This is a genomic window from Bradyrhizobium sp. I1.14.4 (assembly GCF_050435825.1).
Taxonomy (GTDB): Bacteria; Pseudomonadota; Alphaproteobacteria; order Rhizobiales; family Xanthobacteraceae; genus Bradyrhizobium.
Window position 1 is genome coordinate 1 of record NZ_JBNDLA010000001.1, and the last position, 18,767, is coordinate 18,767.

20 protein-coding genes are annotated in these 18,767 nt (G+C 63.4%); 12 read left to right on the plus strand and 8 right to left on the minus strand.

Translation table 11 applies throughout. The features are described 5' to 3' along the window. Both ABIB78_RS00005 and ABIB78_RS00010 read right to left on the minus strand, forming a co-directional pair. The coding region (locus tag ABIB78_RS00005) for a recombinase family protein (protein ID WP_429020088.1) at positions 1-319 on the minus strand (319 nt) is incomplete at its 3' end. A 140-nt stretch (positions 320-459) separates the two neighbouring features. Further along, entirely contained in the window at positions 460-735 is a 276-nt protein-coding gene (locus ABIB78_RS00010; RefSeq protein ID WP_245481541.1) for a ribbon-helix-helix protein, CopG family, read from the minus strand. A gap of 173 nt (positions 736-908) precedes the next feature. On the opposite strand from ABIB78_RS00010, the gene ABIB78_RS00015 reads away from it, so the two are divergent. Beyond that, positions 909-1,700: a hypothetical protein gene (locus ABIB78_RS00015; RefSeq protein WP_429020090.1), complete on the plus strand. Its 792-nt coding sequence runs from the start codon at positions 909-911 to the stop codon at positions 1,698-1,700. Positions 1,701-2,532: 832 nt separating this feature from the next. Here the strand turns inward: ABIB78_RS00015 and ABIB78_RS00020 are convergent. Continuing rightward, entirely contained in the window at positions 2,533-2,967 is a 435-nt protein-coding gene (locus tag ABIB78_RS00020) for a hypothetical protein (protein WP_429020091.1), read from the minus strand. A 1,074-nt stretch (positions 2,968-4,041) separates the two neighbouring features. Here ABIB78_RS00020 and ABIB78_RS00025 point away from each other — a divergent pair. From ABIB78_RS00025 to ABIB78_RS00035, 3 genes are all read left to right on the plus strand, one after another. After that, complete coding sequence (locus ABIB78_RS00025) at positions 4,042-6,960, plus strand: autotransporter outer membrane beta-barrel domain-containing protein (protein ID WP_429021471.1); 2,919 nt, start codon at positions 4,042-4,044, stop codon at positions 6,958-6,960. 315 nt (positions 6,961-7,275) lie between these two features. Then, positions 7,276-7,485, plus strand: a complete 210-nt coding sequence (locus ABIB78_RS00030; RefSeq protein WP_429020093.1) for a DUF2945 domain-containing protein — start codon at positions 7,276-7,278, stop codon at positions 7,483-7,485. A 12-nt stretch (positions 7,486-7,497) separates the two neighbouring features. After that, entirely contained in the window at positions 7,498-8,046 is a 549-nt protein-coding gene (locus ABIB78_RS00035; RefSeq protein WP_429020095.1) for a DUF488 family protein, read from the plus strand. Between the two features lie 183 nt (positions 8,047-8,229). Here ABIB78_RS00035 and ABIB78_RS00040 read toward each other — a convergent pair whose 3' ends face one another. Beyond that, the gene (locus ABIB78_RS00040) at positions 8,230-8,781 is read right to left on the minus strand and encodes a TetR/AcrR family transcriptional regulator (protein ID WP_429020097.1); all 552 of its coding nucleotides are present in this window, start codon (positions 8,779-8,781) and stop codon (positions 8,230-8,232) included. Positions 8,782-8,944: 163 nt separating this feature from the next. On the opposite strand from ABIB78_RS00040, the gene ABIB78_RS00045 reads away from it, so the two are divergent. Together ABIB78_RS00045 and ABIB78_RS00050 are read left to right on the plus strand one after the other, a co-directional pair. Next, entirely contained in the window at positions 8,945-9,799 is an 855-nt protein-coding gene (locus tag ABIB78_RS00045) for an oxidoreductase (RefSeq protein ID WP_429020099.1), read from the plus strand. A 71-nt stretch (positions 9,800-9,870) separates the two neighbouring features. Further along, the gene (locus tag ABIB78_RS00050) at positions 9,871-10,872 is read left to right on the plus strand and encodes an NADP-dependent oxidoreductase (protein ID WP_429020101.1); all 1,002 of its coding nucleotides are present in this window, start codon (positions 9,871-9,873) and stop codon (positions 10,870-10,872) included. 36 nt (positions 10,873-10,908) lie between these two features. Here ABIB78_RS00050 and ABIB78_RS00055 read toward each other — a convergent pair whose 3' ends face one another. Continuing rightward, positions 10,909-11,205, minus strand: a complete 297-nt coding sequence (locus ABIB78_RS00055) for a hypothetical protein (RefSeq protein ID WP_429020103.1) — start codon at positions 11,203-11,205, stop codon at positions 10,909-10,911. A gap of 197 nt (positions 11,206-11,402) precedes the next feature. On the opposite strand from ABIB78_RS00055, the gene ABIB78_RS00060 reads away from it, so the two are divergent. After that, a complete protein-coding gene (locus ABIB78_RS00060; protein ID WP_429020105.1) occupies positions 11,403-12,671 on the plus strand; it encodes a serine hydrolase domain-containing protein in 1,269 nt (422 codons plus the stop codon). A gap of 106 nt (positions 12,672-12,777) precedes the next feature. Here the strand turns inward: ABIB78_RS00060 and ABIB78_RS00065 are convergent, their stop codons facing one another. Next, entirely contained in the window at positions 12,778-13,065 is a 288-nt protein-coding gene (locus ABIB78_RS00065; RefSeq protein ID WP_429020107.1) for a hypothetical protein, read from the minus strand. Between the two features lie 449 nt (positions 13,066-13,514). Between ABIB78_RS00065 and ABIB78_RS00070 the strand changes: the two genes are divergently transcribed. Continuing rightward, the gene (locus tag ABIB78_RS00070; protein WP_429020109.1) at positions 13,515-14,816 is read left to right on the plus strand and encodes a PQQ-dependent sugar dehydrogenase; all 1,302 of its coding nucleotides are present in this window, start codon (positions 13,515-13,517) and stop codon (positions 14,814-14,816) included. Between the two features lie 15 nt (positions 14,817-14,831). Here ABIB78_RS00070 and ABIB78_RS00075 read toward each other — a convergent pair whose 3' ends face one another. Together ABIB78_RS00075 and ABIB78_RS00080 are read right to left on the minus strand one after the other, a co-directional pair. Then, entirely contained in the window at positions 14,832-15,686 is an 855-nt protein-coding gene (locus tag ABIB78_RS00075) for an alpha/beta fold hydrolase (RefSeq protein ID WP_429020111.1), read from the minus strand. Positions 15,687-15,730: 44 nt separating this feature from the next. Continuing rightward, positions 15,731-16,435, minus strand: a complete 705-nt coding sequence (locus ABIB78_RS00080; protein ID WP_429020113.1) for an alpha/beta fold hydrolase — start codon at positions 16,433-16,435, stop codon at positions 15,731-15,733. Positions 16,436-16,604: 169 nt separating this feature from the next. Between ABIB78_RS00080 and ABIB78_RS00085 the strand changes: the two genes are divergently transcribed. From ABIB78_RS00085 to ABIB78_RS00100, 4 genes are all read left to right on the plus strand, one after another. Next, positions 16,605-17,207, plus strand: coding sequence for a CGNR zinc finger domain-containing protein (locus ABIB78_RS00085; protein WP_429021473.1), 603 nt, complete (start codon positions 16,605-16,607; stop codon positions 17,205-17,207). A gap of 184 nt (positions 17,208-17,391) precedes the next feature. Further along, on the plus strand, positions 17,392-17,751 hold the full coding sequence (locus ABIB78_RS00090; RefSeq protein WP_429020115.1) for a hypothetical protein: 360 nt from the start codon (positions 17,392-17,394) through the stop codon (positions 17,749-17,751). 373 nt (positions 17,752-18,124) lie between these two features. Continuing rightward, entirely contained in the window at positions 18,125-18,433 is a 309-nt protein-coding gene (locus ABIB78_RS00095; protein ID WP_429020117.1) for a GNAT family N-acetyltransferase, read from the plus strand. Next, on the plus strand, positions 18,409-18,717 hold the full coding sequence (locus tag ABIB78_RS00100; protein ID WP_429020119.1) for a GNAT family N-acetyltransferase: 309 nt from the start codon (positions 18,409-18,411) through the stop codon (positions 18,715-18,717). The genes ABIB78_RS00095 and ABIB78_RS00100 overlap by 25 nt, the downstream gene beginning before the upstream one ends. Positions 18,718-18,767 lie beyond the last annotated feature (50 nt).

Genomic DNA, 18,767 nt, shown 5'->3' on the forward strand with positions numbered 1-18,767 from the left:
TGAACACGACCTCGACGCCGGCGCGCGCGAACTCTTCGATAAGAAGGATTTGATGCGCATAGCGCCGGCTCAGCCGATCGGGAGCGTAGACGAGCACGGCTTGGATCCGCCCTTCTGCGGCGAGATCGCGCAGTCGTTCAAGCCCGGGGCGCAACAAGCTCGCGCCGCTATAGCCGTCGTCTTCGATCACCCATTCCGCCGGCACGTCGCAGTTCTGCTCGCGCGCGAAAGCGATCAGCGCGCTCGTCTGACTGGCGATCGTGTTCTCCTCCTTCTGTTTGTCCGACGACACTCTGGCGTAAATCGCGGCGGTTTTCATCTTCGCCTCCCGTCACATCGGCGCCGGCGCGCGCGAAGCGCACCTGATCTGGAACGAGAATTTCGTAAACCTGTTCAAGTTTGACGGCGACGAGGCGATCGAACGCAAATTCGAGTCGAACGTCGCGCTTTTTTCGCCGCTCAGCCATCTTCGCGGACAGACGCGAGATAAGCGGCCACCGCTCGGCGCATCACCTCGCTTGCCGAAAGCCTGGAAGCCGCCGCATGCGCCTGGAGTTTTTGGGCGAGATCGGCCGGCATCTTCAGGGAGAGCGTCACAGACGGCTGCGGCGCGGAAAGGAGCGGCTCCTTCCTTTTGGCCACTTCGAGATAGCGATAGGCTTGCCGCAGCGACAAGCCGCTTTCGCGCGACAGCGCCAAGGCCGCCTCCGCCATGCCGATTTTCTTCGCGAGCAAGCGTCGCGCCGCCCTCAGCCGTTCGGCCTTCTGCGCTTGCGTCGATCGAATCATATGACATAGTGGTATTACCTTTTGCGTCTCAAATCAACAATGGCTCCATCGCGCCAGCCGGTGATGACGCGTTCAAAGCGGAAGTTATCTTTTGCGTTCAGGGAGCCCCAACCCATCCTTTGATCGAACGCATCGCGGCAAGCGCGGCCGATGCCGGTCGGCTGAGCACAATCGCCGAAGGTGCCGCCGCTCTCTTCAATTGCGCCAACCCGGCCTATGATCGTTGGCTGATCGACTGGCCGCCGATCAGTGCGGCAATGTTGAAAGCTGCCGAGCGCAGCGGCGCGGTCCTCGCGACACACGCCACGCTGTACCCCTATGGTCCCGGCTCCGGCGTCATGTCTGAAGCCACGCCGCTCGCTGCCACACATCCCAAGCTACGCATTCGCGGCGAGATGTGGCAGGAGGCGCTCGCGCTGCACCGCGCCGGCCGCATCCGCGCGACTGAAGTACGCGCCAGCGATCATATCCAGCCCCAATCGTTGGTCAGTCTGGCGATGTTCAGACCCATGCTCGCCGGCAAGCGCGTGAAATCGCCGATACCAGTCGACGTGCCTCGAACCTGGACATCTACCGGGGATGCGGCCCGCCTTCTGTCGACGGTGGCAGCCGACGAACGCGCTTGGGGCAGAGCATGGCACGTGCCAAGCCGTGAGCCGATGACGGCACGCGAGCTCCTCACTCGATTCGCGAGAGCCAACGGTTTGCCGGAACCAAAGATAACGGTCGTACCCTGGGGCTTGGTCTGGACTGTCGGTATCTTCGTCTCAATGGTTCGCGAACTCCGCACGACACGCTATCAGTTCACCCACCCCTTCATCATGGACTCTCGTGTGGCTCGGGAGACTTTCGGGATGGAGCCGGAACCGCTGGAGACCGCGTTGCGCGATGCCGCGCAGATGCTGGTGTGAGATCTCCTTTCGCGCCTGAAACCGTACGCTCTGCGGAGTGACCAGCCGATCGGCTGCGGGAAGCGATTTTCGCGATGTAGCGAAACCCCGCCACCCTACCAAGTGCTCACGCCACCATACTAATGACAAACAGTGGCTCATCGTGTCGGTGATTGTGTATGATTCCGCCCCTGGGCACCATTCCAATACCCATCGGCTACCCATCTGCGAACCCGTAATGGGCCCCATTCCGGGTGGCTAGCTAGCACTGCCTTTTTGAGTGCATCGCTACGCCCCTTGATACGGATCGCGTTGTGATCGACGACCTCCACCACGCCAATGAGAATCTGCAGGTAGGTCTTCCGGAATGGGTCAGACCGGAGACGATGTTTTCTCGCATGGTACGGGCGAATCGCGCGAGTAGCGCAGGGTCGATCTGGACGGAGCCAGATGAGTGAGACTTGGCGCGCTCAAGAGCGGCCTTGATCCCGATCGGGTTTTGGAGCGGCTCCCGGCCGAAAGCGGGAGCACGTCCGTCATGCCAGCTCTCAGGCTCAGTGGAGAAGGATGTCGACTGACCGGAATTGCGCGCTCGGCATACTGCGACAAGCCGTCGCCACACGCGATGATACAGTGATCGTCGAGGCTATCGCTGGAGTTGGTGAAGGAGCACGGATGGCGGCGCGTCCCGCGTTGAGTTTCGTCGTAGGCGTGTCATCGCCAATCGCAAGATGATTCAGCGGCTCATAGACGAGCACGAACTCTAGCCGGGCGGCGGCGACGCCATCACCGACAGTACAAGGGGCAGGCGGCCCTTGAGCCGCCTGAACTCTTTGGCAAAAGAGCAGATGATCTACTGGCAGATATGTCGGAGTCCGTCGGCACCTTTGAAATAGGTGCCAGGCCTGCAGACAATACCGTTGCGTGTGGCGTAGGTGTTCCAGTCGCCGGACCAGGCGTATTCGCCATATGCCGCGGGTCGATCGACGCCGTACGCGGCGTAGGAATTGCCCCAGCCGCGGAAGGGCGCGGTCGCGACGGCCGCGGCTGTTCCGACGGCAGCGCCCGCCACGCCGGCGGCGGCATCCACCGGTCCGCGATAGGCGGTTTGCCGACGATAGCGCCTGGCGTTGCTGTCGTACGGACTCCCGGCGCCCCTATTGAGGCAGTTGGCACTGGCAAATTGAGATTCGCAGGCGGCCGGGCTGGAGATGACCGCCTGTGCCAGTGCGGGGCTCGAAACTGCGGATACCACTATCACGGCCGCGCCAAGGACTCTTATACTCATGGCTTGCTCCCTACGATTTGGTTTTGCTCGCGACGCTTGGGAACCATGGCTTACTGAACGCCAGATCTGGAAGTTCCCGTTTTTCTCGCACCAAACCAAATGCAACCTCCGGAAGTGGTTCCTGCCTCTCTCGCGGGGAGCATCAAATCGACGTGACGTGTTGGACGATTCGAGGGCGACTTAAGCGGAGGAGGCACGAAAGAAGCCAATTGCCGGCTGAGGATGCGGCGATCAATGACCAATCGACGTCATAGGAGTTCGCTCGATCTCGCCGCAAATCTCAACGGCGGCGCCGACAATCTAGCCGCGAAGGCGACCAGCGCGGCCACGATCGCCCTGCCAAGCAGCAGGATTGATTGATTTGAAACATCTTCCATTGAGGTTCGCGGCGCCGTCGCCGAGATTAGCACAAATTGCACACCGCACACTGGCGAACTGGCCTAGCGTTTGATCGCTGTGACAGCGCAGGTGGAACTGCATGTGCCGTGAGAGCGGCTGTGCAGCAGATGTGCCATGGAAGACCCGCTGTTGGTGGAACTGGACGATTGGCCTTCGCAATGCGTCGTGCACGAGATGTCAATATTAGTCCTCGTGGCCTGCAGGCAGAGACAGCCGCAGCAAGGGATAGAGTTCCCCCTGCGATGTCGAAACCACCATCAGTGTGACTGGAAAGCAGCAGCACAGCAACAAACTGCAACACACGTCGAGATCGCCACAATCGTGGCGATCTCCTACATGATCATCCTTCCGATGATTTGCTGCTTGAGATTGTAACAACTTCTACGCGTTTTCTTTGTGCCAGAACAGCGCGACCTTTCCTTTCAGTTTGTCCGTTGACGTTGGACGCCTGGGAATGGGGGCGCGATGAACTGTATCCTTGACTCGATTCTACCGTGCCTTGGTTTGGACCAACGCAGGAATCCGGTTTCACGCAACGGCTTTCCGCGTCTTTCGCAGGCATTGTTGGAGTGCATCCGCAGGCAGTCCCGGCCAGCCAATTTCAGGCGGGCGGATATTTTCACGAGCTTCAGCTGGTCCGGACTTGCGGCACTCGTGGTGATCTTGTTGGGCACCATGATCGACACGGCGGTGGCTCAAACTTGCACCGTGGCAGCCGACTCCACTGTGACGCTCACAAGCGGCACTTGTGCAATTGCTACCAATACCACCCTCACCGGTACGACTGATGTTCATGCAAGCAGTGGTGCCCAGATCACCACCAACAACGTCACCATCAATCCCAACAATGGCGGCAGCACCGGCGGTCTGGCCGATACGGCCGGCACCATCATCTTCAGCGCCGGATCCAGCATCAACGGCAATTGGAGTACGGCCGCATCGGCGCAAAGTGCTGGCAAGGTCGTCTTTCAATCGGGATCGGCCATCAACGCCGCGTTTGGCGGTGGAGGCACTGCGCTGCTTGCCAACGGATCAGGCAGCCTGATTAACGCGACGGGACTTGCGGTGAGCCTCAACGGGGCCGGAAATAATGTGGCCGCGAACGCGACCAATGCCGGCTTGATCGCCCTGCTAAACAGCTCGATCACCTACGCCGCAGGTGGCGGCGGCAATACGGGTCTGTGGGCGACCGGTGCCGGCAGCGAAGTCAGCGCGACGAATACAACCGTTTCGATGCCCGGTGGCGGCGGAAACGATGTCGGGGCGCGGGCGGACACAAGCGGGACTGTCACGCTTGTTGGGGGAAGTGTCACGGTTACGGGCAATGGCGGCGGAGAAACGGGCCTGTTGGCGCAATCGGCCGGAAGCGCCATCTCGGCGACCAACGTCGCGGTCACCGTTTCCGGGGGCGGCGGAGACGTCGGCGCAAAGGCGCTGGACGGTGCGGCAATTACATTGAACGGGGGCAGCGCCGCCGCGACGGGCAGCGGCGGGGGCGAAATTGGCCTGCAGGCGAGCGGTGCCGGAAGCACGCTCACGGCGCACGGCGTGACGGTAACCGTTCCGGACAGCAGCGGAGGCCGCGGAGTGCAGGCCGACAATTCAGGCAGCGTCACGCTCAACGGCAACACGACAGTCACGACCTCCGGCGCAGGCACCCACGCGGCTGGCGTGACGAGCGGCGGTACGCTGAGTATGACGGGTGGCTCACTGACCGCCAATGGAGCCAATGCCAACGCGCTCAATATAAGTGGCGGTGACGCAGCGCTTGCCGGAGTCACCATGACCAGTCCGAACGGTGCGTCGATCGCCGCCCCAGGTGGCACCAGCAACGTGAACTTGACCGGCGTAACGGCGGTCGTGAACAACAATCAATGGCTGAATGTCAGCGGTGGCGCCACACTCGACCTGGTCGCGGACAGTTCCACCCTGCAGGGTGTTGCGCTCACAGACGCCGGCAGCACGTCCAGCGTCACTCTGCAAAACAGTTCGCTTTGGACGATGACCGGCAACTCGAACGTCACCAATTTGACCAACGCATCGAGCGTGATCCAATTCACGTCACCGGCCGGCGATCCGACGCTGCTGTCGAGCTACAAGACGCTGACGGCGGTGAACTATGTCGGTCAGGGCGGCACGCTCGGGCTCAACACGTTTCTCGGGACAGACGGCTCGCCCTCGGACAGGCTTGTCATCAATGGCGGCACGGCGACCGGCAACTCCCTCCTGAGCATCAAGAACACCACCGGCGCTGGCGCGCTTACGACTGGCAATGGCATCCTGGTGGTCGATGCGATCAATGGCGCGACCACGGCGGCCGGCGCGTTCAGCCTGTCCCGGCCGGTGCTGGCAGGTCCCTACCAATATTCGCTGTTCCAATCGAGCGTAGATGCCAGCAATCCTCAGGCCTGGTATCTGCGCTCCACCCTCGATTGCGTCGCTCATCCTAACCTGCGCGCTTGCGGGGGCGGAGGATTCATAACGATCGATTGCACTCGCTTTCCCAACCTGCCCCGCTGCGGTGGTGGAGGAGGAGGCGGCGGTGGCGGCGGAGGCGGAGGCGGAGGCGGCAGCGGAGGCGGAGGTGGCAGCGGAGGCGGCGGCGATATCCCGAACTACAGGGAAGAGACCTCGCTCTATGCGGCAATCCCGTCGATGGTGCTGTTGTATGGACGCAATCTACTCGACACTCTGCATGAGCGCGTGGGGGAGGAAGAGGACGAACGCTTCCGCGCTAATCCCGAGAACGCCAAGGTCGGCTGGGCCCGCCTGATGGGGGTCAACGGCGTGCAGCAGGGCGACAGCCTTGGGGTGCTTGGCGGCTCGGCTGGCCCGCACTTTTCCTATAGCTTCCTGGCATTGCAGGCCGGCATGGATTTCTATCGACACGACAGTCCAGACGGCTCGCGCGACCAAGCCGGGGCCTATTTCGCAATCGGCGGCGCTCAGGGGCGGGTCACCCATTTCGACGACAGCCAAGGCGACAGCGACTTCGCTGCCTACACGTTGGGTGGCTACTGGACACATTTCGGGCCGACCGGCTGGTACATCGACTCGGTCCTGCAAGGGACATTCTATGACATCACAAGCACTGCGAATCGCGGCTTTCCGGCTTTCAAGACAGGCGCTCAAGGTGGTGCTGTCTCGGTGGAGGGCGGATACCCCTTCAAATTCGCCGGCGGATACTTCATCGAGCCGCAAGCCCAACTCGTCTATCAGAACATCCACATCAACGACGCCAGCGACATCGCTGCACAAATCCGCTTTGCGGACGTGGATTCGCTCGCAACTCGGATCGGTGCCCGATTTGGCCGGACATGGGCGGTCGATGACAGCCCGCGCACGATTACGACCTGGATTCGTCCAAGCCTGTGGAACGAATTCCTTGGTAACCCAACGACGCTGTTCTCGTCGGAAACCGGCTTCATTCCATTCCAGGCCAGTCTTGGCGGCCTGTGGGGAGAGGTCAACGCCGGCATCAGCGGACAGGTCAACGCGACCACGACGCTTTATGCCAACGCTTCTTATCAGAGCCGGTTCGACGGTGGCGGCTTCTCCTACAGCGGAAAGGCCGGACTGCGGATTAATTGGTAGAACAGAAGCAATTGCCGCCCCTCCAACAAGCCGGCAACATTGCGCTTGCTGCTCCTGGGCTTGCGTATTTGCCCTCGAGACACGCCGATCGATTGCCTGCACTGAATGATGACGCGCCGCAAAACGCGTGACAGCACTGAGGTCGATCGTGACAGCAGCAATACGCGCAACGGGAACGGCCATTCGCCGAATGACTATTTTTTCGCCGAGTATAACCGTGTCGGCGGTTCGCGGTTGGCTCCGGATTGGTGAGGGGGCGCTCTTACGCGCCACTGGGCGAGAGCATTGCTCTGGATACTGAAGGACGCTGCAAAGATGGCCAAGAGATTCAAGATCGGCGACCATGTCAGCTGGAATTCCGAGGCCGGCCGCGTCTCCGGCACCATCATCGCCGTTCACACCAGCGATTTCGACTACAAGGGGCATATTCATCGTGCCTCGGAGGCCGATCCGCAATATGAGATCCAGAGCGACAAGACCGACCATATCGCGGCCCATAAGGGCAGCGCCCTCCATCGTGCGTAGCAGAGGCGCGGCGTGACGCTTCCGTTCTTCACGATCGGGCATTCCAACCGCAGTCACGAGGATTTCGTCGTCCTCCTGACCGCAGCCGCGATCGAGCGCGTCGTCGACATCAGAACGGTGCCGAGGTCGAGAACCAATCCGCAGTTCAACAGGGACACGCTTCCCGAGCCGCTGGCGGCCGCGGGCATCTCGTACGAGCATCTGGCCGATCTCGGCGGGCTTCGCGGCAAGGCGCGAAGCGTACCGCCTTCGGTGAATGGGTTCTGGAGCAACGAGAGCTTTCACAATTACGCCGACTATGCGCTGTCTGCGCAGTTTCATGCAGCTCTGCAGCACCTGCGCGACGAGGGGCACCGTCGACGCTGCGCGATCATGTGCTCGGAAGCCGTGTGGTGGCGCTGCCACCGCCGCATCGTCGCCGACCATCTGATTGCGTCCGGGGAGACCGTCGTCCACATCATGGGGCAGGGCCGCCTCGAGCCCGCTCGCCTCACCGAAGGCGCCGTCGTCCAGAGCGACGGGACGGTGATCTATCCGGCTACGGATCAGCTGGATCTATGAGAGGGATCGCAGCTTGTTGCAGCGGTGGACGCTCGATTCCGGTGCGCCGTATCACAATAATCCCGCGATGAAGGACACGTCAGGATGATCAGGAGATTCGAGGTCGGCGATCACGTCGGCTGGAATTCCAAGGCCGGCCATATGCACGGCAAGGGCGCGGCGCTTCCAGCTTCGCCGAGAAAATCAGCGCTGCAGTCTTTTCTTGGTCGCACGAAGGATGTCATCCGAGAGCTTCGGATCGCTCACGGCGCGCGCGAGCACGAGCGCTCCGACCAGTGAGGCAAGGGTCGCGATCGCGTGCTCGCCGCGTTGGCGTTGCCTAACCCCCGAGCCTATGCGGTCACCCAGCCACCCGATCATGCCTCGCACTCCGGCTGTAAAACGTTCTCGAACGTCTTGGCTCTGGCGATGCATTTCACAACCCAAAGCCGCAAAGGGGCAACCGCTTCCCGGGTCGTCCCGATGCCCCTCAGAGAGATATTCCGAGACGTAGTTGCCGAGACTAGGCACCTCATCCAGTTCTCGGCCCTTGGCAGCTATCGCGTCGGCCACCGCTTCCTCGACAAGCCGCTCCTTGGAGCCGAACTGACTGTAAAGGCTGCCGTGCGTCATCCCCGCCGCTTCGGTGAGCGCATCGACGCCCGCACCGGAGATGCCGCGCTCTCGCAACAGGCGCGATGCGGCCTTGAGAATTCGGTCGCGGTTTTCGGCCGCCTTTTCCTTTGAAACACGCATGTGGCCGAATATGGGGCCGAATGAAGCCCTTGACAAGTATAATTACGATCGTCATCTATCGGATAGATAGCGATCGTAACCAAACGATTGAGCGAATTGCTGCAACAAATCGACGGTCGGGCGGAAGGTGATCTGCCCCGTCGATCCTCGCCAGGAGAAAGAGATGACCAGACCTACAGGGAAAGTCGCGCTCGTTACCGGCGCCTCGTCAGGCATCGGCGAAGCCACCGCGGAGCGGCTCGTCAAAGCTGGTTACACTGTCTACGGCACCAGCAGACGTGGAGCCCAAGCTGACAAGCGATCGTTCGAGATGCTGTCCCTTGATGTAACCAGTGACGATTCCGTCGCAGCCGCGGTGGGCGAAATGTTGAGGCGGGACGGCCGCATTGATCTGCTCGTCAACAACGCAGGGTTTGGCGTAGCCCCCGCCGGGGCTGAAGAGAGCTCGCTCGAGCAGGCCCGATCAATCTTCGAGACGAACTTTTTCGGGCTGGTACGGATGACCCGCGCCGTCGTGCCCCAGATGCGACGACAGGGCAGCGGCCGCATCGTCAATATCGGGTCCGTTCTTGGCTTTCTTCCGATGCCATATGGCGCGCTCTATGCCGCGACCAAGCACGCGGTCGAGGGTTACTCGGAATCACTCGACCATGAACTCCGCACGCGCGGCATCCGGGTCTCGGTGGTCGAACCCGCCTATACAAAGACACCGTTCGACACCAACTTCATGCAGCCGGATGCGAAGCTTGATGCCTATCGCGAGGCTCGAGAAGCCGTAGACGAGAGGGTGAATGAGCTGATGGCGACCGCCGAATCGCCTGGCGTCGTTGCCGACACCGTGCTGGAGGCAGCCACCGCGGCACACCCGAAGGTCCGATACGCTGCCGGCAAGCTCGCGCGACGTCTGCGACTTCTTCGCAGGTTTGCCCCCGCCAGCCTGGTGGATGCCGGGATTCGAAAGGACTTGCGGCTTGATGCACCGGCTTCGCAGCCGCTCCGCAAGGCGCGAGCCTTCTGAAAGCAGCCGGTTCGATCGGAGTGCCCAAGGTACGCCAAAGACCTCGGACATAAAAATTCGGACATAAGAACATGAGAGCATTTGTCTTCAAACGTTACGGCAAGCCGGATCAGATCGGGTTCGCCGATCAGCCCCGTCCGACGCCGGGGCCGGATGAAATTCTTGTTCAGGTCCACGCGGCTGGCCTGAATCCGATCGACAACATGATCCCAAAGGGTGTGTTCAAGGCCATCCTCCGGTTTAGGCTGCCGGCCACGCTGGGGAGCGACGTGGCAGGTGTCGTGCTCGAGGTTGGAAGCCGCGTGACTCGCTTCAAACCGGGTGACGAGGTCTTCGCCAGCATCTTCGACCTGGGCACCGGCACCCTTGCCGAGCTTGCGGTGGTGCCCGAGAGCGCCGCCGCCCTCAAACCGGCAAATCTCGACTTCGTGCAAGCCGCTTCGATCCCGATGGTCGGATTGACGTCGTGGCAAGCGCTCAAGGAGCGCGCCCGCCTCAAGCCCGGCCAACAGGTGTTTATCCCCGCGGGGTCCGGCGGAATTGGCACGTTCGCGATCCAGGTCGCAAAGCACTTGGGAGCAAAGGTGGGTACGACAACCAGCACAGGGAATATCGGCCTGGCGCGGAGCCTCGGCGCGGATGAAGTGATTGATTACACCAAGCAGCAGTTTGAGAAGGTGCTGCGGAACTACGATGTGGTGCTCGGCACGCTCAGGGGGGACGCGGTCGAGAAATCCCTTCGGATTCTGAAGCCCGGGAGCACCGTCGTCTCCCTCGTCGGGCCACCCGACGCCGCATTCGCCCGTGCTCGAGGTATGAACTTTTTCATGGTGCTGCTGTTCGGGTTGCTGAGCGGCAAGATCATTCGTCACGCCAAAAAGCGCGGCGTCGGATATTCGTTCCTGTTCGTACATCCGGACGGTCGTCAACTCGCCGAACTCGGCGAGCTTCTCAAGGCGGGAAGCATCCGGCCGGTGATCGACAAGGTATTTCCATTCGAACAGGCAAAGCAGGCGCTGGCGTATCTTGAGAAGGGGCGGGCAAAGGGAAAGGTCGTCGTCCAGATGAGATAACGTCCGGGCACCACCCCTTGCGTTGGTACCAAGCCCTCACTCCACGCTGCGTTTCCAGTACCCCGTGGCGAGCTTGCCGGTGATCACGGCGATGTCGCGGACATTGCGCAACATGAAGGTGACCTCGACGCCCGGCGTCTCGATGTTGCGCAACAGCGCCGCGGCGATATCGCCGGCGTCACCAGGCGCGTTGGACAGCGCCGGCACGCTTCTGTAGGCGCCGTTGCCGATCACCAGCGCCACCCGCTTGCCATCCGCGGCGGCCGGCGCCGGCACCAAGTCCGTGAGCAGCGCAATGACGGCCAGTCCCGAAACAAACGCGCGGCGGTTCATGCTGGCCCCGATCGGACGTGACGGGCGCATGCTACAGCAGGCGCCGCGCCGCAGCCAAGGAAATGGCGGCGCCCGGTCGGGCGTGCGAGGCGACCGCGCGCCGCCGAGCCTTGTCGCTCTCCGCGGCGTGATCTAAGCCTGCGTTCCGCGGGCAGCCAACTTGACAACAATCGCCCGCCGTCCCCGGTGAGGAAACAATGAGAAAAATTGTCATCGCAGCGGCGCTCGCCGCCACAACTCTTGCTTTTAACATCGCCCACGCCACGCCACTGCCGGAAGCTGCCGCGCCCAAGGTCGGTTTCTCGGAGCAGGGGCTGGCGCGGCTCGACGACTTCTTTGCGCGCGAGATCGCGGCCAGGCGCGTGCCCGGTGCTGTGGTAGCGATCGCGCGCGACGGCAAGCTCGTGCACTACAGGGCCTATGGCCAGCTCGACCCGGTCAAGGGCACGCCGATGCCGATCGATGCGATGTTCGCGCTGGCCTCGATGACCAAGCCGATGGCGGCGGTTGCCGGCCTCACGCTGATGGAGCAGGGCAAGCTGCCGTTGCAGGCCAAGGTCGCCGAGTACTATCCGGCGTTTGCCGACATGAAGGTCGGCGTGCAGCAGGCCGACGGCTCGCTCAAGATGGAGCCGCAGGCGCAGCCGATCTTCATCCACGATCTCTATCGCCACACCTCCGGCCTGATGTATGGCGGCCGGCCCGACAGTTCGAGCGTGCTGGCGCGGCTCTATCCCGACGGCACTGCGCCGGCGGTCGAGGGCGACACCCAGGCCTTCATCGACCGCATCACCAAGCTGCCTCTGGTGCACCAGCCCGGCACCGAGTTCGAATACGGCTTCTCGATCGATGTGCTCGGCGCGGTCGTCGAGAAGGTCTCCGGCCAGCGGCTCGGCGACTATCTCGCGGCCAATGTCTGGAAGCCGCTCGGCATGAAGGATGCGACGTTCCATCCGGCCGACGCCCAGCGCGCGCGGCTGGCGCGTCCGTTCGCCGACGATCCGCTCACCGGCAAGCCGCAATCCATCAAGCTGCTCGATGCACAGACCAAGTTCGACTGCGGCGGCGCCTGCTCGTTCGCGACCGTCGGCGACTATCTCCGCTTCGGACAGATGCTGCTCAACGGCGGCGAGCTCGACGGCAAGCGCATCCTCAGCCCCAAGACCGTGCATCACATGACGTCGAACCATCTCGGACCCGAGATCAAGAACAACGTCGCCGCCGTCGAGCCGCATCGCGGCGGCTTCGGCTTCGGGCTGTCGGTCGCGGTGCGGACCAGCGAGGGGCTGTCATCGGTGCCGGGCAATCCCGGCGAGTTCACCTGGAATGGCGCCTACGGCACGCAGTTCTTCTGCGATCCGAAGGAGCGCCTCGTCGTGGTGGTGGGAACCGCAGCGCCGGGCGAGCTGCGCAAATATTATCGTGAGAACGTGCAGGACATCGTCTACGGCGCGATGGTGAGGTGATTGGCTTCGGCGCTGTAAAGAACGTCGAACGTCACCGCAGTTAGTTGCGGGAACGGCAAAAAGGCCCATCGCTCAGGCTGAGTGATGGGCCTCAAATTTACGTGGTTTACCATTGCCGGTAGTAGGGGCCGGTCAGGGTGCCGTTGTTGTTCCCTTCAGGACCGACATCGCCCTGCGTTGAACTCGGCGTCGGATGGTTGCTGCCATTCATCGCGCCATACCAGCCCGGTTCCGCCGGATAGTGCATCACATACGGCTGGGCACCATACCGCGGGCCGCCATAGTACCGTGCACCGGGTTCCCCATACGGATAGTAGCCTTGCGCGAACGCACCTGCTGTCGTTGCGATCAGAGATGCTGCGGCCAGCGACAATATCTTGGTCTTCCGTTGCATTCATAATCTCCTTGCTGGTGTCCCGACCAACGACCGCCATGGACCAGCGTTCCTGAGTTGCCATGCAACTCAGGAACGTGAATCTGCGCGAGCGTGGGATCAGATTTTTGTGAGGGGGCTGTGCCGTGCGAGGGCAGTGCCGGGCTCTGCCCGGTAGGATGCATCCGTCGCCGGCCCGCTATGCTTTTTCGGCTATAACGGCCCACGGCGCGGCCGCGGTGCTTTGAAAGCGCGGGGCGCTTCGGAAAAGGAAGCCCGCCACTGCGGCGGGCAAGGTCTCAGGGAGGAAAACGCTCTGACAAGGGAGCGTGCAGTCAGTTTCGCCGATTCGGTGGCCGCTGCGAAGATCGTATAATTACTGTCATCGGGGCGGGCATTATGCGAATGCTCCTGCGGGCCGCGGCCGGGCCGCAGGGCGCAATAACACGGCGCAAGTACAGGGGAAGTTGATGAGCACGTCTGGAGTTTTTGCCCGCGTCGTCGCGGCGATCGGGGCCGGTGCCGTGGCGTGGCGGCGGATGCAGGGCGCCGAGCCCGCGCCCGCCTGGGGCAGCACGCCGCAGATTCCGGCGGCGAAGTCGCAGGGCGCGATCCCGACGCTGAAGATGCCGACGGCAAGGGGCTGGGACGAGGGCCAGCTCCCGATCGCCGCGCCCGGGCTCAAGGTCAACGCCTTTGCGGCCGGCCTCGACCATCCACGCTGGATCAACGTGCTGCCCAACGGTGATGTGCTGATCGCGGAGGCAACACAAATCGCAGGGACACCGCGCAGCGTGTTTCACTATGCGATGCAGGCGACGATGCGGCGCGCCGCCGCGCTCGGCGTCAGCGCCAACCGCATCACGCTGCTGCGCGACCGCGACGGCGACGGTGTCGCCGAAAGCCGCGGTGCCTTCATGGAAGGATTGAGCCAGCCGTTCGGCATGGTGCTGATCGGCGACACCTTCTATGTCGGAAACACCGACGGCGTGGTCGCGTTTCCCTACACGGCGGGCGCCGATCGCATCACCGCGCAGGGGCGCAAGCTCGTCACCTTCAAGCCCGACGGGCACTGGACGCGCAGCCTGCTGCCGAACGCCGACGGCACCAAGCTTTATGCCGGCGTCGGTTCGCTCACCAACATCGCCGAGAGCGGCTTTGCGGTCGAGGAAGGCCGCGCCGCGATCTACGAACTCGATCTCGTCGCCGGCACCAGCCGCATCTTCGCCGGCGGCCTGCGCAATCCGGTCGGGCTCGCATGGGAGCCGAGCACGAGTGTGCTCTGGACCGTCGTCAATGAGCGCGACGGCATCGGCGACGAGACGCCGCCGGACTATCTGACCTCGGTGCGCGACGGCGGCTTCTATGGCTGGCCCTATTGCTACTGGGGCAAGACGGTGGACGATCGCGTGCCGCAGGATCCGGCGATGGTCGCCAAGGCGATCCAGCCGGATTATGCGCTCGGCGGCCACACCGCCTCGCTCGGCCTGTGCTGGATGCCCCAGGGCACGCTGCCGGGTTTCCCTGACGGGATGGTGATCGGTCAGCACGGCTCGTGGAATCGCTCGACGCTTTCCGGCTACAAGGTGGTGTTCGTGCCGTTCGAGAACGGCCGTCCTTCCGGTCCCGCGCGCGACATCCTGTCGGGCTTCCTCGCGCCCGACGAGAAGGTCTCCTACGGCCGTCCGGTCGGCGTCGCGCTCGGCGCCGACGGCTCGCTACTCGTGGCCGACGATGTCGGCAACGTGATCTGGCGTGTCACCGGGGCGTAGCGGCGTGCGCTGACGTCAGCAGATCAGGAACTCGCGGATGACCTGCGCGATCTCGGCGGCATGGGTTTCCAGCGCGAAGTGGCCTGTATCGAAGAAGCGAACGACCGCGCGCGGATTGTCGCGCTTGAACGCTTCCGCGCCCGGCGGCAGAAAGAACGGATCGTTCTTGCCCCAAACCGCGAGGAACGGCGGCTGATGGGTGCGGAAGTAATCCTGGAAGGCCGGGTAGAGCGCGATGTTGCTCTTGTAGTCGCCGAACAGGTCGAGCTGCACGTCGTGCGCGCCGGGCCGTGCCATGTAGTAATTGTCGAGGTTCTGTCCATCAGGCGACACGGCTTGCAGATCTGACGTTCCGTGGGTGTACTGCCAGCGCGTGGTGTCCGGCGTCAGGAAGGCGCGCAGCGCGTCGCGGTTCGCCTGCGAGGGATCCTGCCAATAGGCCTTGATCGGCGTCCAGCCGTCGCTGAGGCCCTCCTCATAGGCGTTGCCGTTCTGCGAGATGATCGCAGTAATCCGTTCCGGATGTTTCACGGCCAGACGGAATCCGGTCGGGGCGCCATAGTCGAACACATAGACCGCGAAGCGATCGAAGCCGATCATATCGGTGAAGCGATCGATCACGCCGGCGATGTTGTCGAACGTGTAGCTGAACTTGTCGCGCGGCGGCATGTCCGACTGGCCGAAGCCGGGCAGGTCTGGCGCCACGATGTGGAATTTGTCCGCGAGAAGCGGGATCAGATCGCGGAACATGTGGCCCGCACTCGGGAAGCCATGCAGCAGCAGCAGCTTCGGCGCGCCGGGTGAACCGGCCTCGCGATAGAACACGTTGAAGCCGTCGACACCGGCCGTGCGATACTTGACCTGGGACATCTGTCTCTCCTTGTGGTCGTGATGTGGTGGTGTGGTTTTGGAGGCTAGGATTTGATTTGCGTCACAAGCCCGCCGATGGCTTCCCGGATGATGTCAGCGACGAGCTTTGGCGCCGTCACGATCGGGGTGTGATCGACGTCATGAGATCGCACGGCAGCCTTCATCCGCGCAGCCATGCTGCGCTGGGTCTCGGGCGCGATCATCCGGTCGTCCTCGGCAACCAGGAACCAGCTCGGCACGTCCTTCCAGAGCGGACGGCCGACCGGCACCGTGATGCAAGCGGGCGAGATCGGCCGCTGCACGGCGGCGAGCACCGCGATGTCCTCGGCCCGCGCACCTTGCGCGAAGGCCGATGCGAAGGCGGGCTCGGGTAGCCAGATCAGGCCATTCGCGTCGGGCGCGAGCTTGGGCGCGAACGGATGCGACGGTGCGCGATAGAACACGTCGGCAACCGTCTCGCCCTCGTCTGGCGCCAGCGCCGCGACATAGACCAGCGCCTTGACGTTCGGCGAGCGGGTCTCGGCGATCACTGCGCCGGCGTAGGCGTGGCCCGCCAGCACGACCGGTCCCTCGACGCGATCCAGCGTGCGGTTCAATGCGGCGACATCGTCGGTGAGCGAGGTGAGGGGCAGCGGCGCCGCCACTGCGGTGATGCCCTCGGCGTCGAGCGCCGTGATCACGCGCCCCCAGCTTGATCCGTCGGCCCACGCGCCATGGGCAAGCACCACGCTGACATCCTTGTTTGACATCTTCAGCTCCTTCAGCTGACCTGCTAGTAACCAGTAAATTGTTCATTGACAGGTTACGGCGCTTATGGCTCAGTGTTGGTAACTTGTCAATGTCCTTTAAGCAGGTTATTTCGACCGAAGTTCAGAAACCGTCCAGGAGGGCATCACCGTGCAATCCCACCCGCCCGCGATGTTCGTCGCCGACGCATTGGGCCTCGATTTCATCAATTCGCTCGCGACCCCGGTCGATACGCCGGTGGACTGGATCGCCGATGGCGACGGCCTGTTGCGCTGGCTCGCGCAGGCGAAGCTGGTGCCTTCAGACGTACTCGACGAGCTCAAGGCGCGCGCGATCCCGGGCGAACTCGACAATGTGGCCGACCAAGCCCGGGATTTGCGCGAATGGTTCCGCGGCTTCGTCCGCAAGCATATGGGCCGGCCGCTGGCGCCACGGGCGCTCAGGGAATTGGAGCGGCTGAACCGGCTGCTCGAAAGCGACGCGGCGTTCAGCCGGATCGTGGCGCATCGCCACGACGATCATGACGGCTTTGCGCTGGAGCGAACGCGGCGCTGGCGCTCGCCGGAGTCATTGCTGCTGCCGATCGGCGAGGCGATGGCCAAGGTCGTCTGCGAGGAGAGCTTTTCCGACATCAAGGCGTGCGAGGGCCCGACCTGCACGATGGTCTTCGCCGATCACACAAGGGCGCGTGCGCGCCGCTGGTGCAGCATGGCCGTCTGCGGCAATCGCGCCAAGCAGGCCGCGCACCGCAGCCGGATCAAGAACAGGGGCTGAGACCAGAAGGCGCCGCAACTGGTGCATCGGCACCCACTTGAAATGCTCCGCCAGGCCCCGATATTTCGGAAGCGCATAAAACCGGAATGAAATCCATAGCGCTTTTCAACCATGCCCCTTGAGCCTTCCTCAACTTCCGCGGCCGATGCTTCGCCCGCCAAAGGGATCGACAAGGAGTTTGAGCATGCCGGCCAAGGCACGAACGACCGGACGAGCGACCGCGACCAACGCCACCACGCAGTCGCGCGAAGATATCCTCAACGCGCGCGCCATCAGCACGCTGGGCGCCGGCGTCGTCAGCGCGATGAGCGCGGTCGGCGCCGCCGTCATCAAGAAGAACAAGCCGGCACTCAGCAAGAATCCGGATTGGTTCTGGCACATGTTCGCAAAGTGCGAGGCCAAGGCCGCGCGCGTCGCCGAGCAGGCCGCGCGCGATCCGGAGGCCTGCGGCGACGCCACCTTCATCGAGACCTATGCCGCGCAATTGCCGAAGCTGATGGCATCGGCGCTCGAGAGCCACGAGAAGGCGCTCAAGGTGAAGTGATGTAGGGCCGAGGCAACTTCAGCGCATCCTCGCTCGGTCATGTAGGGCGGGTTGGCGAAGCGTAATCCGCCGCAACGCGCACCACGCCCGCGCAGGACAATGCGCCTGACCGACTCGATAGCGATGACACCAGCCATCGCAGTCGAAGACCTCTGCAAGCAGTACCGCACCCATTGGGCGGTCGACGACGTGAACTTCATCGTGCCCAGGGGCTGGACTGTCGACCTGCTCGGCGGCAACGGCGCCGGCAAGACCACCACCATAGCCATGCCACGGCCGCGTCGTCGCGATGGGGCGTCCGGCCGAGCTCGCCGATCGCTTCAAGTGCCTGGGATCTCGACGAGGTCTTCATCTATCTGGCGAGGGTCGCGTAATGTCGCTGCTTCGTTCTCCGAACCGCGATCGGGTCGTGATCCGTCGGGAAAGCCGATCCGACGTGGCTGCGCGCGACAGCCTGCTCGATGCCGCGTTCGGCCCCGGCCGCTTCGCCAAGACCTCGGAGCGGCTGCGCGAAGGGCGCAAGCCGGCGCGCGGCCTTGCCCTGGTCGCGCGGTGCGCCGGTCGCCTGGTCGGCACGGTACGGCTGTGGCCGGTCGTGACCGGCACCGGCCACGCCTGTCTGCTGCTCGGCCCGCTTGCGGGGGCGGAGGATGCGCGATGTCTGGCATCGGCGCCGCGCTGATGCGGCAGGCCTTGCAGCGGGCGCACGGGCTCGGCCACCGCGCCGTCATCCTCGTCGGCGACGCCGCCTATTACAGCCGCTTCGGCTTTTCGGCGGAGAAGACCGGTACGCTCCACATGCCCGGTCCGTGTCAGCGTGACCGGCTGCTGGCCTGCGAGCTGGCGCCGGGCGCGCTGCGAGGGGCGGGCGGCCTGATAGCCGCAGCCGGCCCGCCGCGATCGCGGTTGTCCGGATTGATGGACCGGATCGCCCGCAGCCAGGCCCCGATCGGACAGCCGGCCTGATCGGTGCGCCGTGTTTTTCGCCACGGGGGCATGGCGATTTGGTTGTTCTT

What these genes read in the sequence shown, in the direction of transcription:
- ABIB78_RS00020 (WP_429020091.1), bottom strand. Translation starts at nt 2,967, where the DNA reads ATGAGTATAAGAGTCCTTGGCGCGGCCGTGATAGTGGTATCCGCAGTT.
- ABIB78_RS00025 (WP_429021471.1), top strand. Translation starts at nt 4,042, where the DNA reads ATGATCGACACGGCGGTGGCTCAAACTTGCACCGTGGCAGCCGACTCC.
- ABIB78_RS00030 (WP_429020093.1), top strand. Translation starts at nt 7,276, where the DNA reads ATGGCCAAGAGATTCAAGATCGGCGACCATGTCAGCTGGAATTCCGAG.
- ABIB78_RS00040 (WP_429020097.1), bottom strand. Translation starts at nt 8,781, where the DNA reads ATGCGTGTTTCAAAGGAAAAGGCGGCCGAAAACCGCGACCGAATTCTC.
- ABIB78_RS00045 (WP_429020099.1), top strand. Translation starts at nt 8,945, where the DNA reads ATGACCAGACCTACAGGGAAAGTCGCGCTCGTTACCGGCGCCTCGTCA.
- ABIB78_RS00050 (WP_429020101.1), top strand. Translation starts at nt 9,871, where the DNA reads ATGAGAGCATTTGTCTTCAAACGTTACGGCAAGCCGGATCAGATCGGG.
- ABIB78_RS00055 (WP_429020103.1), bottom strand. Translation starts at nt 11,205, where the DNA reads ATGAACCGCCGCGCGTTTGTTTCGGGACTGGCCGTCATTGCGCTGCTC.
- ABIB78_RS00060 (WP_429020105.1), top strand. Translation starts at nt 11,403, where the DNA reads ATGAGAAAAATTGTCATCGCAGCGGCGCTCGCCGCCACAACTCTTGCT.
- ABIB78_RS00065 (WP_429020107.1), bottom strand. Translation starts at nt 13,065, where the DNA reads ATGCAACGGAAGACCAAGATATTGTCGCTGGCCGCAGCATCTCTGATC.
- ABIB78_RS00070 (WP_429020109.1), top strand. Translation starts at nt 13,515, where the DNA reads ATGAGCACGTCTGGAGTTTTTGCCCGCGTCGTCGCGGCGATCGGGGCC.
- ABIB78_RS00075 (WP_429020111.1), bottom strand. Translation starts at nt 15,686, where the DNA reads ATGTCCCAGGTCAAGTATCGCACGGCCGGTGTCGACGGCTTCAACGTG.
- ABIB78_RS00080 (WP_429020113.1), bottom strand. Translation starts at nt 16,435, where the DNA reads ATGTCAAACAAGGATGTCAGCGTGGTGCTTGCCCATGGCGCGTGGGCC.
- ABIB78_RS00085 (WP_429021473.1), top strand. Translation starts at nt 16,605, where the DNA reads ATGTTCGTCGCCGACGCATTGGGCCTCGATTTCATCAATTCGCTCGCG.
- ABIB78_RS00090 (WP_429020115.1), top strand. Translation starts at nt 17,392, where the DNA reads ATGCCGGCCAAGGCACGAACGACCGGACGAGCGACCGCGACCAACGCC.
- ABIB78_RS00095 (WP_429020117.1), top strand. Translation starts at nt 18,125, where the DNA reads ATGTCGCTGCTTCGTTCTCCGAACCGCGATCGGGTCGTGATCCGTCGG.
- ABIB78_RS00100 (WP_429020119.1), top strand. Translation starts at nt 18,409, where the DNA reads ATGTCTGGCATCGGCGCCGCGCTGATGCGGCAGGCCTTGCAGCGGGCG.